At 71.5% G+C, this 12,669-nt stretch carries 11 protein-coding genes and 1 tRNA gene; 7 read left to right on the top strand and 5 right to left on the bottom strand.

Annotated features, from left to right (window positions below; genetic code table 11):
• Positions 1 to 76 precede the first annotated feature (76 nt).
• Positions 77 to 1,618 (bottom strand): FAD-dependent monooxygenase, encoded by a 1,542-nt coding sequence (locus ACIOEW_RS01060; RefSeq protein ID WP_401960250.1) that lies wholly within the window; start codon positions 1,616 to 1,618, stop codon positions 77 to 79.
• A 139-nt stretch (positions 1,619 to 1,757) separates the two neighbouring features.
• Here ACIOEW_RS01060 and ACIOEW_RS01055 point away from each other — a divergent pair, with 139 nt between their 5' ends.
• The gene (locus ACIOEW_RS01055) at positions 1,758 to 2,492 is read left to right on the top strand and encodes a TetR/AcrR family transcriptional regulator (RefSeq protein ID WP_401960248.1); all 735 of its coding nucleotides are present in this window, start codon (positions 1,758 to 1,760) and stop codon (positions 2,490 to 2,492) included.
• A 148-nt stretch (positions 2,493 to 2,640) separates the two neighbouring features.
• Here the strand turns inward: ACIOEW_RS01055 and ACIOEW_RS01050 are convergent, their stop codons facing one another.
• Positions 2,641 to 3,099 carry a MarR family transcriptional regulator gene (locus ACIOEW_RS01050; RefSeq protein ID WP_362543075.1) on the bottom strand — a complete coding sequence of 153 codons (459 nt, stop codon included), beginning with the start codon at positions 3,097 to 3,099 and terminating at the stop codon, positions 2,641 to 2,643.
• A gap of 86 nt (positions 3,100 to 3,185) precedes the next feature.
• On the opposite strand from ACIOEW_RS01050, the gene ACIOEW_RS01045 reads away from it, so the two are divergent.
• The 4 genes from ACIOEW_RS01045 (at position 3,186) to ACIOEW_RS01030 (ending at position 5,741) form a co-directional block, all read left to right on the top strand.
• On the top strand, positions 3,186 to 4,112 hold the full coding sequence (locus ACIOEW_RS01045; RefSeq protein ID WP_401960245.1) for a zinc-binding alcohol dehydrogenase family protein: 927 nt from the start codon (positions 3,186 to 3,188) through the stop codon (positions 4,110 to 4,112).
• A gap of 228 nt (positions 4,113 to 4,340) precedes the next feature.
• Positions 4,341 to 4,682 (top strand): hypothetical protein, encoded by a 342-nt coding sequence (locus tag ACIOEW_RS01040; protein ID WP_362543080.1) that lies wholly within the window; start codon positions 4,341 to 4,343, stop codon positions 4,680 to 4,682.
• A 275-nt stretch (positions 4,683 to 4,957) separates the two neighbouring features.
• A complete protein-coding gene (locus ACIOEW_RS01035) occupies positions 4,958 to 5,677 on the top strand; it encodes a bifunctional DNA primase/polymerase (protein ID WP_401960244.1) in 720 nt (239 codons plus the stop codon).
• A tRNA-Lys gene (locus tag ACIOEW_RS01030) sits at positions 5,668 to 5,741 on the top strand. The genes ACIOEW_RS01035 and ACIOEW_RS01030 overlap by 10 nt, the downstream gene beginning before the upstream one ends.
• 58 nt (positions 5,742 to 5,799) lie before the next feature.
• Here ACIOEW_RS01030 and ACIOEW_RS01025 read toward each other — a convergent pair.
• Positions 5,800 to 7,014: a M6 family metalloprotease domain-containing protein gene (locus ACIOEW_RS01025; protein WP_401960242.1), complete on the bottom strand. Its 1,215-nt coding sequence runs from the start codon at positions 7,012 to 7,014 to the stop codon at positions 5,800 to 5,802.
• Between the two features lie 419 nt (positions 7,015 to 7,433).
• Here ACIOEW_RS01025 and ACIOEW_RS01020 point away from each other — a divergent pair, with 419 nt between their 5' ends.
• A complete protein-coding gene (locus ACIOEW_RS01020; RefSeq protein WP_401960240.1) occupies positions 7,434 to 9,299 on the top strand; it encodes a putative bifunctional diguanylate cyclase/phosphodiesterase in 1,866 nt (621 codons plus the stop codon).
• A 42-nt stretch (positions 9,300 to 9,341) separates the two neighbouring features.
• On the opposite strand, the gene ACIOEW_RS01015 is transcribed toward ACIOEW_RS01020, so the two are convergent.
• Positions 9,342 to 10,439: an LLM class flavin-dependent oxidoreductase gene (locus ACIOEW_RS01015; RefSeq protein WP_326661931.1), complete on the bottom strand. Its 1,098-nt coding sequence runs from the start codon at positions 10,437 to 10,439 to the stop codon at positions 9,342 to 9,344.
• Positions 10,440 to 10,530: 91 nt separating this feature from the next.
• On the bottom strand, positions 10,531 to 11,310 hold the full coding sequence (locus ACIOEW_RS01010; protein ID WP_362543093.1) for a decarboxylase: 780 nt from the start codon (positions 11,308 to 11,310) through the stop codon (positions 10,531 to 10,533).
• A 182-nt stretch (positions 11,311 to 11,492) separates the two neighbouring features.
• On the opposite strand from ACIOEW_RS01010, the gene ACIOEW_RS01005 reads away from it, so the two are divergent.
• On the top strand, positions 11,493 to 12,452 hold the full coding sequence (locus ACIOEW_RS01005) for a D-2-hydroxyacid dehydrogenase (RefSeq protein WP_401960238.1): 960 nt from the start codon (positions 11,493 to 11,495) through the stop codon (positions 12,450 to 12,452).
• The last annotated feature ends 217 nt before the right edge of the window (positions 12,453 to 12,669 follow it).

Here is a 12,669-nt window from a genome sequence, read left to right as displayed (position 1 = left end):
AAGGTGCCCCGGAACCGGTGTGGGCCCGGGGCGGTGGAGGCTGGTCCGCCCGCTGTGTGTCATCGGACTCCGCGTATCAGGTGGCCGGGTTGCCGAACCAGCGGGTCGCGGCATGCCGGAATGCTTCGGGGGCGGGGGCAGGTGCGGGGGCGGGGTCGTGGGCTTCGGCCCAGGCGACGATGCCGTCGGGCCGGATCAGCAGGGCAGCGAGTCCCAGGTCGTTGCTGACCGGCCCGGCCGCGTAACGGATCCGGCCCTTCCAGTCCGTCACCGCGTCGTGCAGACGGTGGTCGGTGGTGAAGTCGAGCGCGACGCCGTGGCCTTCCCTCAGCAGGTCGCCGAGGTGGCTGCCGTCGTCGAAGCGGAAGTCAGGGGCGGTCCGGCCCACCAGCGGCTCGTCGCTGCCCAGGTCGTAACGGTGGGACAGCCCTGCGGTGTTCCGGAAGACATGGGTGGTCCCGTCTCGGGTGCCGAGCAGATCGCGGACCATGTGCCGCAGCGCCGGGGCGTGGGGACTCGGATTCATGGTGGCCACCTGGGCGCGCGACCAGTCGAGGATCGCCGCACCGACGGGGTGGCGTTCGGCGGTGTAGGTGTCGAGCAGGCCATCGGGGGCGTCGCCGCGGACGGTGGCCGAGAGTTTCCAGCCGAGGTTCATGACGTCGCCGATGCCGAGGTTGAGTCCCTGGCCCCCGAGCGGCGAATGGATGTGGGCCGCGTCCCCGGCAAGCAGAGTGCGGCCCTGCCGGTAGGTCGTGGCCTGCATCGCGCGGTCGGTGAAACTGGAGGCGAGATGGACCTCGGTCAGTGTCGCGTCGGTGCCGGAGACGCGGCGCAGGACCTTCTGGAGATGGTCACGGGTCAGTGGCTGCGAGCGGTCGAAGGTCCCCCCGTCGAAGTCCATCATTCCCAGGTGCCCTTCGAAGGGCGTGCGCAGGTACATGCCGGTCGGCGTCAGGTTGAAGCCCAGGTCCAGCTTCTGGGAGTCGGCGAAGGTGACGCGGGCGACGTAGCCGGTGAACAGCGGCTCGGTCCCGACGAAGTCGAAGCCCGCCGCCGCACGCACCGCGCTGCGTCCGCCGTCGCATCCCACCAGCCAGCGCGCCCGGTAGTCACGGCCGCCGGCTCGTGCGACGACGGTGTCGCGGTCCTGCGTCACGGCCTGGACGGGTACGCCCCGCACCACCTGCACGCCGAGCCCGGCCGCCCGCTCGGCCAGCACCGTCTCGACGGCTTCGAGACTCGTCATGAAGCCCTCCACCGCCGGGCCCGGCAGACGGGACGGGACGGCGCCGGCATCGATGTCGGCCGGGTCGAGCCCTATGCCGGCGAAATGGCTCACGTCGCGAGGAGCCGGAGCTTCCTGCGCGCCGGGGTCCGCACCGACCGCCCGGGGATCGGCGCCCGAGGCTTTCATCAGTGCGTCCAGCATCCCGCGGCGGTGGAACGCCTCGACCGATCCGGCGTTCAGGCCCCGCAACCCCAGCGGGAGCGCCTTGAGCGGTGAGCTCGGATCCGGGTCCCGCTCCAGGACCAGGACCGAGCAGTCCGCCAGCGCAAGCTCCCCGGCAAGGAACAGCCCAACCGGTCCGGCACCCACGATCATCACGTCAAACATGTTGAACCTTTCTCGAAGCAGGACTGCCGTACGAGACCCGGGCACCCTGTCTGGAGCGTCGCTCCAATACTGGAACGGTACTCCATCATGGATCAGCGCTCCATAATGGATCGATGCTCCAACATGACAGAATGGGTGGATGGCCACACGGACACGTCAGTCACCGCGACGCAGGCAGGCGCTCACCCTGGAGCAGATCGTCCGGACCTCCGTCGAACTGCTGGACGCGGCGGGAGCGGGTGCTCTGACGGTCCGGGCACTGACCGAGCGCCTGGCCACCGGACCCGGTGCGATCTACTGGCACATCGGCACCATGGACGACCTCCTGGACGCCGCGACCGGCACAGTCGTCGCCGCCGCCCTGGCCGCACGGCCCGACGAAGCCGAAGCCGGCGGGACCGGCAGGCCGGCAGGCTCACCCCAGGACGAGATCCGCGGCATCGCGCTCGGCCTGTTCGACTCGGTCACCGAGCACCCCTGGCTCGCAGGCCAGCTCGCCACCCAGCTCACCCGCAAGGCCCGGGGACCGGTCACGCTGAGGATCTTCGAGAGCATCGGCCGGCAGGTCCGCGCGCTGGGTGTACCGCGAGGCGACTGGTTCGCCACGACTTCGACGCTGGCCCACTACATCCTCGGCGCCACCACCCAGAGCCGCCTGGACACGGGCGACGACGACGCCCCCGGCTCGGAAACGGACCGCGCCGAGTTCCTCGACACCACATCCCGGGCATGGCTGGACCTCGACCCCGAGGACTACCCGTTCGTCCGGGCCATCGCCGACCAGATGCGCCAGCACGACGACCGCGAACAGTTCCTCACCGGCATCAACCTGGTCCTCACGGGCATCACCACCCTCCACCCGCCCACCACGTAAACCCACCACGTAAACCCGCGCCGGCCGCCCGCGTGGGCCGGTGGCCGGCGCGCACGGGTGGCCGCCGGGTGCGCACGCCGCAGCCCGCGGTGCCAGGTCCGCGGTGCCAGGTCCATACGGAGGACGGCCGGACAGGCTCGAAGACCGCTCAGCGCTGACCGGTGGGGCGAGGCAGGGCGGACGGCAGAGGCGGGGTCAGAACGGATTCCAGCAGCTGGGCGAACTGCCGTCGCTGCGACGCGTCGAGTCGGCCCGTCGCCGGAGCCAGGGCATCCCTGACCTCCTGATACACCCGCCCGCTGAGTTCACGGCCCGCGTCGGTGATGACGACGTCGACGACCCGTTTGTCGTCCGGGTTGGCGGCGCGCGTCAGGAGACCTCGCCGCTCGGCGCGGTCGATGAGGCCGGAGAGGGTCGACTTGTCCAGCCCGAGGAAGGCCGCCAGGTCGCTCATGCGAGGGCGCCGGTCCCTGACGATGCCGAGGACCCGCAACTGCGTGAGGGACAGGTCCTGCTCGGCGCCGATACGGGTGAGCACGCCCATGATCTGGAACGCGCTGCGCACGAGTCCGTCGACCATGGCGTCCGCGGAGTCGTCGGTGGTCATGCACACCACCCTACTTGACATTGTTTGCATTACCAACAACTCTGGATTTACTTGGCAATGCAAACGAATCCGAGTGGGAGCCCCTCATGCATGCTGCGGTCATCACCTCGTTCGACGCCCCGCCCGCCTACGGCGAGTACCCCGATCCCGTCGCCACCGGCGAGCACGACATGGTCGTGGAGGTGCTCGCCGCGGGCCTGCACCACCTCACCCGGGCGAAGGCGAACGGCACGCACTACTCCAGCACCGGCGCCTTCCCGCGCGTGCCCGGCGTCGACGGTGTCGTGCGCGACGGTTCGGGACGCCTTCGCTACGCGGTCCTGGACGACACGGATCTCGGCACATTCGCGGAGCGCACCGTGATCGACGTCCGCCGCAGCGTGCTGCTGCCGGACACCATCGACCCGGTCCGCATCGCCGCCGCGATGAATCCGGGCATGGCCTCCTGGGTGGCGATGCGCCGGCGCATCGCGTTCCGCGAAGGCGGGCGCGTGCTCATCCTCGGCGCCACCGGCAGCGCCGGAAGCATGGCGATCCAGATCGCGAAGCGGTTCGGCGCCGCGCAGGTCATCGCCGCAGGCCGTGACACCACCCGCTTCAAGGACTTGGAGGCCCTCGGCGCGGACCGGACCATCACCTTCGACGAGGCCCGGGTCGCTGCCGACGTGGACGTCGTCCTCGACTTCGTGTGGGGCGAGCCCGCCGCCGGCGCCATGCTCCCCATGCTCACCGCCCGCGCCGATCGCTCCGCCCCCCTGACCTGGATCCAGATCGGATCCATGGCCGGCCCGACCGCCCCCGTCCCCTCCACGGCGCTGCGTGCGGCGCAGCTGCAGATCCTGGGCAGCGGCATCGGCTCGGTCTCGCCCCGCGACTTCATCGCGGAGCTGCCGGAACTGGCCGAGGCGGTCACCGAGGGCGCCCTCGACATCCGAGCCCGGGCCGTGCCGCTGGCCGACATCGCACAGGCATGGGGCGAGCAGAGCAGTGAGCGCCTCGTCTTCGTCCCGTAGCGCTACCGCCCCGGCCCGCCCCATTTCGCGTGAGAGCGGGCCGGAAGCATCCACTCCGGACATGCCGACCACGTCATGCGGCGCCGACGGAACACCGGGTGCGCCCGGGACGTTGACGGCGGGGGCGCGTGGAGGCGAACGGGACTTCCGCAACACGCCCCGGGCGCCCTTGCGGCGGGCTGGACAATGGAGGGTGGCCGTCGGGCCCACCGGAGGAGGAAGAACCACATGGCACAACCCGAGCGGAACGAGCAGCAGCGGCTGCGCCCCGCACCCCTGCTCTTCGAGCCGTCGGCGGCGGTCGCCGATCCCGAGCACTTCTTCGACCTGGAGTCGATGGACGATCCGAAGGAGCTGCTGAGCCGCGCCACCGAGCTGACACTGGCCTTCCGCGCCGCGACGGACCGGGCGGTCGAGTTCCAGGCGATCGCGGCGGCACAGTTGGCGGATCCCCGCCGGTTCGACCGGCTGACGACCGCGGACATCGCGCAGCGGGCGGAGTGGACCGAGGACTATGCGACGAAGATGGTCGAGTTCGGCCGCAGCCTGCTGAACGACCCGCGGCCCTGAAGCTCGAACGAGCCGAGGAGGCTGCCTTCCTGACGGGCCGAAGGCCTGCCGCCCGAACCGGCCGAGGATCTGCCGCCCGAACCGGCCGAAGGCCTACCGCCCGAACCGGCCGAGGGCCTGCCGCCCGCGGCGGCCTACGCGACGGGCCCCGCGGTGACTCCGGGTGCAACCGTTGGCATATGCCAGGTGCGCAAGATACTCCTCACTACCCCAACCTGTCCTGATTTCCGGCAACTCTCGGAATCCGAGTGATCACTCCGGGTAGACCTGTGCATATGACCGCATGGCTGCCTGACGAAACGACCCTGCATCACGGCGACGGGCCCCACCACCGCGCCGGTGAAGACGCCGACATCTTCGCCGTCCTGCGCAAGCAGGCCGGAAACCAGACGGCTCAGGTGACCGCGGCCGGCGCCGCCTGGCTGGCCGGAGCCGCGGCGTATCCGCGCAGCACCCTGGCCCAGTGGGAGTCGCACCCCTCCGCGCCCGGGGTCCTGCCGTGCGGTTCCGCGTTCGACGTGGTCAACGTGCCGACGCTGTTCGGGCGCCGGATGCTGGAGCATCTGTGGGCCGACGGCCCGGGCTCCGGTCCCGTCGCCACGCACCGCGGCCGGATGCTGCTGTTCGCCTCCCCCGGCACCGCCCAGCGACTGCCGTCGTTGCTGGACTGGGAGGAGTGGGGATCCGGACCTGGTAACCGGTCCGGGCGGGACCTGGCGGGTCCGGACGACGGCGGCCCGAAGGTGCCCCCGCTGCTCTGTCACGGTGCCGGGGACGCGGTGACGGTCCCGCCCCTGACCTGCGGGACGGCCTTCGCCGGGCCCCGTTGGCTGGTCGCCCCCGACACGCGCAATCCCTGGCTCCCGGGGCCGGACGTCCTGCTCTGGGCCTGTGTCCGGGTGGCGCGGTCGGTGCCCGCTCCGGCGCCCCGGATTTCGATTTTTCCTCCCCCGGATCAGGGTGCTAATGTCTACGACGTCAGCAGGCGCCGCTAGCTCAGTTGGTTAGAGCAGCTGACTCTTAATCAGCGGGTCCGGGGTTCGAGTCCCTGGCGGCGCACAGACGGAAGAAGCCCCCTCGCGAGAGCGAGGGGGCTTCTTCGTTGCGGTCCACCGCTTCAGGTTCCCGTGGTGATCCGGACCGTCCACGCGCCCGACGGCGTCCGGTCGGCGACCTCGACCGTGGCATGTCCGCCGGGGACGGAGTACGTCTCGCCGACCCTCAGCGGGGCGTCCGCGAGCGGTGGGTAGACCGAGCGGTCCCAGCAGGCGTCGGTTTCGGGGTGGGTGTCGAGGACGTCGACCGGTCCGCCGCCCGACGGCGTCCGGTTGCGAATCCGGTAGAGCAGCACCCCTTCGGTGCACGTCGCACTGTCGTTGCCGGTGGCGCTGCGGGCCTCGATCGCCACGGCGCTGCCCTCGCCGGTCCTGATCACGGCGAGCCGGGTCCCGAGGGACTCACCGGGCACGGGTACGGCCGCCATCGGCTCCAGGGTGACGACACGGCTGCTCTGGATGCAGGTGACCTGCCGGTCGTCGAGCCAGCCCAGCTTCCACTTGTGCCAGCCGAAGAGGTCCGGTGCGAGGCCGAACTGGCTGCCCATGACGTCCCAGTCCCCGACGTAGGTGTCCCAGTCCCCCTTGCCGTCCGAGGGCCGGTGGTAGAGGTCGGGCAGGTCGAAGACATGTCCGGTCTCGTGGGCGAGGACGTTGTGGTCGGGCGGGTGCTGTTCGAAGACGGTGACCACACGCCTGATGTCCGTACCGTCGGCGTGCAGCGGCCGGTCGAAGTTGACGACCTTGGTGGCGTCGGAGTCGACGCCCGGGGCGTCCGGGTCGGCGACGAGGTAGACGATGCCGTATGCCGAGAAGTCGACCTCGGGGTCGGCCGCGTCGATCGCGTCGCGCAGGTAGGCGCTGCGCCGGTCGTCGTCCCAGTCGCGCTGTATCCCGTACCAGACGGACGGCTTGGGCATCTGGATCCAGTGCTGCAAGGGGTGCGGGCGCAGGCTGAACTTTCCGTACGAGGCGCGCCGGAAGAAGTCGGTGGTGGCGGGGAAGTGGTCGGCGGCGAGTTCGGCGGGGGTGGTGGCGGGCCGGGCGTCGGGGAACGAGAGGAAGACCATGACGGCGTCGAGGGTGTGGTCGGGGCGCGGATAGGCGCCATTCCATTCGTCCAGGCCGAGCGAGTGGTGGGCCTCGGTCCGGGGCAGCGCGCAGGGGGTCGCCTCTCCGGTGGCGGCCACGGCGGGTCCTGCGACGAGAGAGGTGGCGGCGAGCGCCAGGAGGGAGATCAGCCCGGCCGCCACCGCGCGCGGACTCGGCCTCTCCATCCCTCCGGGCCCTTGCTGACGCGGCACATCTACCTCCGGGTACGGGGTGTGGGCTCCAGGACCCTCCTGACCACCTTCTGGCGTTTCGGGAGGTACGTCCTGTTGAGCTGCCCCAGTCGGGTCAGCGGCCGAACCCCGCGCATCCCTCACACTCAGTCACAATCGATCACTGACGCGACGGGAGGGAACGAAGCCGTGCAGAAACAATCAGGCACAGGCAAACCGGATCACCCCGCGAATGGCTCAAGTGCAGCGGACGCGGGACCCGTAACCGTCGGGGCGCTGGAACGGCCGAGGTGCCAGCCTCTATGCTTCACCTCGCTTTCCTGCGCGGTTTCCGCCTCTGACGACGGCGCTCCACGCGGCGGGCCAGTCCGACCAGAGGTGTCCGGGACAGAACTGCACGGCGGGAGCGAACGGTGAGCGGAACCCCCGAAGGGCCCAGGCCCGCGGCGGGCACAGCACTCTCTTCCCCACCTCCATCCGTCACGGAACGTGACGAGGCGTGGCCGTCCGCCGGAGCCCTCTCCGAACCGCACGACTACCGGGCCGCGTTCCGGGCCGCCACGCTCCCGATGGCCGTCGTCGACCACGAGGGCCTGATCGTCACCGCCAACGAGGCCCTGGCCGCACTGACGGGTGTCGGAGCGGCGGCGCTGACCGCGCAGTCCGCATCGGATCTGGTCGACCTCGCCGCGGACGGCCGCACCTGGCACGCGTACCGCGAGGTGCTGCACGGCCGGCGCTCCCGCTTCCGCTGCACGCGGCGGCTCAAGCACCGCGACGGGCGCTCGCTGTGGGCGGAGATCACCGTCGTGCCGATGGCCGCGGCGACGGAGCAGGGGGACGGGGCCGCACCCGGCCAGGTCCTGCTCTCCATCGCAGACGTCAGCGACCGGCTCGAGCTCCAGAAGCGGCTGCGCCACCTCCAGATGCACGACCCGGTGACCCGGCTGCCCAACCGGACGCTGTTCTTCGAGCGGCTCTCGGCGGTCCTGGAGACGGCGCCGTACCAGGACGACAGCATGCCCGGGCGGGGCCGGATCGGGCTGTGCTACCTCGACCTGGACGGCTTCAAGGCCGTCAACGACACCCTGGGCCACCGGATCGGGGACCGGCTGCTGGCTGCCGTGGCCGCCCGGCTCACGGACTGCGCCGAGCAGGAGGGCCCGCACTCCACCGGCGCCCATCTGGTGGCGCGTCTGGGCGGGGACGAGTTCGCGATCCTGGTCGAGGAGTCCACCGGTACGCAGCAGCTGACCGAACTCGCCCGGACGGTGCTCGCCGCGTTGCAGCAGCCCTTCGACCTGGCAGGTCAGCGGCTTTCGGTCTCGGCGTCGATCGGCGTGGTGGAACGGCCCGTCGCGGGTACCTCGGCCACGGGTCTGATGCAGGCGGCGGACACGACGCTGTACTGGGCGAAGGCGGACGGCAAGGCCCGCTGGACCCTCTTCGACCCCGAACGCAACGCCCACCGGATGACTCGCCAGGCCCTGTCGTCCAATCTCCGCCCGGCGGTCGAACGCGGTGAGTTCACCATCGAGTACCAGCCACTGGTCTGCCTGGCCGACGGTGTCGTACGGGGTGTGGAGGCGCTGGTGCGCTGGAACCACCCGCAGTTCGGCCTGCTCTCCCCGAATCGGTTCGTCGCGATCGCCGAGGAGGACGGCTCGATCGTGCAACTCGGCCGGTGGGTGCTGCGGGCGGCCTGCCGACAGGCCAGGCAGTGGCAGCTCGACCACCCGGACGAGCCGCCGCTGTTCATCAGCGTCAACGTCGCCGTCCGTCAGGTCTGGGACTCCGACCTGGTCACCGATGTCGCGGAGATCCTCGCGGAGACCGGTCTGGACCCGGCGCTGCTGCAACTGGAGCTGACCGAGTCCGCGGTGATGGGATCGGCGGGCCGGCCGTTGCAGGCCCTGCAGTCGCTCAGCGACATGGGGGTACGGATCGCCATCGACGACTTCGGAACCGGCTATTCCAACCTCGCCTATCTGAGCCGCCTGCCGGTCTCCGTACTGAAGCTGGACGGCGCCTTCGTCCGCAGTTTCCGGTACGAGGACGGCACGCATCCCAGCCCCGCCGACGAGACCATCGTCGAGGCCATGGTCCAGCTGGCCCACCGGCTGGGCCTGACCGTCACCGCGGAGTGCGTGGAGACGGCCGGACAGGCGGAGCGGCTGCGGCGGATCGGCTGCGACACCGGACAGGGCTGGCTCTACTCCCGCGCGGTCGCCCCGGAACGCATCACGGAGCTGCTCGGCGCCCGGGCCCTTAAGGCCTGAGCGCCGAGCAGCGGACCGGCTTCGGCGACGTGACGACCATGATCAGGCCCCCGGCAGGCCGTACGCGTCCGCGATGAGGCCGTAGCTGCGCAGGCGCGCCTCGCCGCCATGGGCATTGGCGGTGATCATCAGTTCGTCGGCGCCGGTGCGCTTGGCCAGGTCGTCGAGGCCGGTGCGGACCTCGTCCGCGGTGCCGTGGACGATGTTGACGAGCCAGCTGTCGACGAACTCCCGCTCCATCGGGCTGAAGGCGTAGGCCTCCGCCTCCTCGGGCGTCGGGACCAGGCCGGGGCGGCCGGAGCGCAGGCGGAGCATCGACAGGGCTCCGGTCAGGACCTGACGGCGAGCCTCGCGCTCGTCGTCGGCGGCCAGGGCGGCGACGCCGATCAGGGCGTACGGGGCGTCCAGCACCGCGGACGGCTTGAAGGACTCCCGGTACAGCTCCAGGGCCGGAATGGTGTTCTGGGCCGAGAAGTGGTGGGCGAACGCGAAGGGCAGGCCGAGCATGCCGGCCAGCCGGGCGCTGAAACCGGAGGAGCCGAGCAGCCACAGCGGCGGGCGGCCCGGGGACTGGACGCCGCCTTCGGAGGTGGCCTGGACGGGTCCGGGGACAGCGTGGATGCGGGCGTACGGGTGGCCGTCGGGGAAGTCGTCGTCCAGGAAGCGGGTGAGCTCCATGAGCTGCTGCGGGAAGTCGTCGGCACCCTCGTTCAGCCGCTCGGTGCGGCGCAGGGCTGCGGCGGTGGCGCCGTCCGTGCCGGGGGCGCGGCCGAGGCCGAGGTCGACGCGGCCCGGGGCCATGGCCTCCAGGGTGCCGAACTGTTCGGCGATGACGAGCGGGGCGTGGTTGGGCAGCATGACGCCGCCGGAGCCGAGGCGGATGCGCTCGGTATGGGCGGCGGTGTGAGCCAGGATCACGGCCGGCGACGAGGAGGCGACGCCGGGCATGGAGTGGTGCTCGGCGACCCAGTAGCGGTGGAAGCCGCGGCGCTCGGCGAGCTGTGCGATCTCGACACCGGTACGCAGGGCCTGGGTCGCGGTGCGGCCCTGGCCCACGGTCACGAGATCAAGGACGGAGAGGGGCACGGGTGCCGTTCCCTCCGCCTTGCCACGGATCTCGTCGCCTCGAATCTCGTCCACGTCCTGGCCTCTCCGGTGGTGCTCAACTGTCCTTCGGTCCGCAGCACCCCAACAGGAGGTTGACTCCGCTTATTCCCGGGCGGGCCCTCCGTCACGACCGGTTGCCGTGCGCGTAGGACCGTCCACTCCCCCACTCCACCGGGGCCGGAGGTGATTCGCGGGCCTCGAAGAGGGTGCCGAGCCGGGGCGCCCAGGCGGGGCGGTCGGCCAGCCGCAGGGCCTCCCGGGCGGCCACCTGGTTCGCGGTGAGGACGGGTTTGCCGAGGAACTCCTCCAGTTCGGCGAGGTGGGCGACGGTGTGCAGGGCCGTGTCCGGCAGCAGGACGGCGTCCGCCTCGGGGCGGTCCGCCGCGACGGCCAGCTCCTTCACCTGGTCGAACCCCCAGGCCGCGGCCTCGGCCGCGCCGGCCACGCCCGCCGCGTGGGTGGCGACCACTTCCATGCCCGCGGCCCGGAGGAACGCGGTGAAGTGCGCGGCGATGCCCTCGGGGTAGGTCGCGGCGACCGCGACCCGGTTGGCACCCAGCTTCCGTACGGCGTGGACGAAGCCGACGGAGGTGCTGGAGGCGGGGACGCCCGCCGCCCGCGCCACGGCCATGGCCTGGTCGTGGGCGCCTTGCGGGCCGTACAGGAAACTGCCGGCGTCGCAGGCCCAGACGACGGACTGGACCCCGGAGCGCTGGAGCTCCTCGACACCGGCGGCGAGCCGGCCCGGGGCGCCCAGCTCGCGCAGGGCGTCCTCGCGGTAGGCGTCGTCGGGGCTCTCCGTGTGCCGGACGACGAGTCTGATGGTGCTGTCGAGCAGGATCTCCATGCGCGGGTAGTCGTCTTCCGCGAAGTGGCCCGGGTAGAGGAATCCGACGGTCGTCATGTCACCCTTCCTGTCCGGTGCGGCGAACCGGCCGCCACGGAGCGGGCGACCGCACTGGCCGTTTTCCCCGCCCTTGTTCCAGTATTCCCCCATCCGCCCCGGCCACCGCTCCGGCCTGTTGACGGGGTGGGGTGCGGCTGCGAGCGTGGTGCGTCCGCAGCCTCAGCCGACGCGGAGGAACCATGCCGGAGCCCGTCCTGCTCGTCCTGGACGCCGATCCGCCGCCCCGCCTCGGCGCGCTGACCGGGCGGGTGCAGGTGCGGCACACCGACGGGGCCGGTCTGGCGAGCGCCCTTCCCCTGGCGGACGTCCTGCTGGTGTGGGACTTCACCTCGGACGCGGTACGGGCCGCCTGGCCCGGCGGCGGACCGCGCCCCGCCTGGGTGCACACGGCGAGTGCGGGCGTGGACCGGCTGCTCTGCCCGGAGCTCGTGGCCGGCGACACCGTGGTGACCAACGCGCGGGGCATCTTCGAGCAGCCGATGTCCGAGTACGTGGCGGGCCTCGTGCTCGCGTTCGCCAAGGACCTCCCCGGCACCCTGGAGCTCCGGGGGCGCCGGCGGTGGCGCCCCCGCGAGACCGCCCGGGTCGCCGGGTCCCGTGCGGTGGTCGTCGGAGCCGGTCCGGTCGGGCGCGAGATCACCCGGCTGCTGATGGCGCTCGGCGTCGACGTGGCCCTGGTGGGACGCACGGCCCGGCGCACGATCCACGGGGCCGGCGATCTGGACCGGCTGGCCGCCCGCGCCGACTGGGTGATCTGCGCGGCACCGCTGACCCCGCAGACGTACGGCATGTTCGACAGCCGGTTCTTCGGGCTGATGCAGCCCTCGGCCCGGTTCATCAACGTGGGGCAGGGCCCGATGGTGGTCGAGGACGATCTCGTCGGCGCTCTGCGCAAGCGGTGGATCGCGGGGGCGGCGCTCGATGTCTTCGCGCGGGAGCCGCTCGGCCCGGACAGCCCGCTGTGGGACGTGCCCGGCCTGATCGTGTCGCCGCACATGAGCGGTGCCGCGGCGGGCTGGCGGGACCGGCTGGGCGAGCAGTTCGTCGCGATGTACGAACGGTGGGCGGCCGGGGAGCCGTTGCCGAACGTTGTGGACAAGCGGCTCGGCTACATTCCCGGCACGGACAAGGAGGGGTGATCCCAACTCAGGTCGTCCACGCCCCACTTCACCACCCCATGACGGACATCTGCGGATAACACCCCGTCATCCACCGCGCCGCGCAACGGCATACGCCCCGCACACAGCCCGTCGCACTCCGCCCATGCCCGGACACGGGAAGGTCACCCTCCGGCCACTGTTCGGTTACATGCGACCTCTTCCTGCATAGACGTACGGGATCGGGCAGGCGCCAACC

The sequence above is a fragment of the Streptomyces sp. NPDC087901 genome (assembly GCF_044742205.1).
GTDB lineage: Bacteria > Actinomycetota > Actinomycetes > Streptomycetales > Streptomycetaceae > Streptomyces.
Note: the sequence above shows the minus strand (reverse complement) of the source record. Positions and strands in the feature narration are given on the sequence as shown.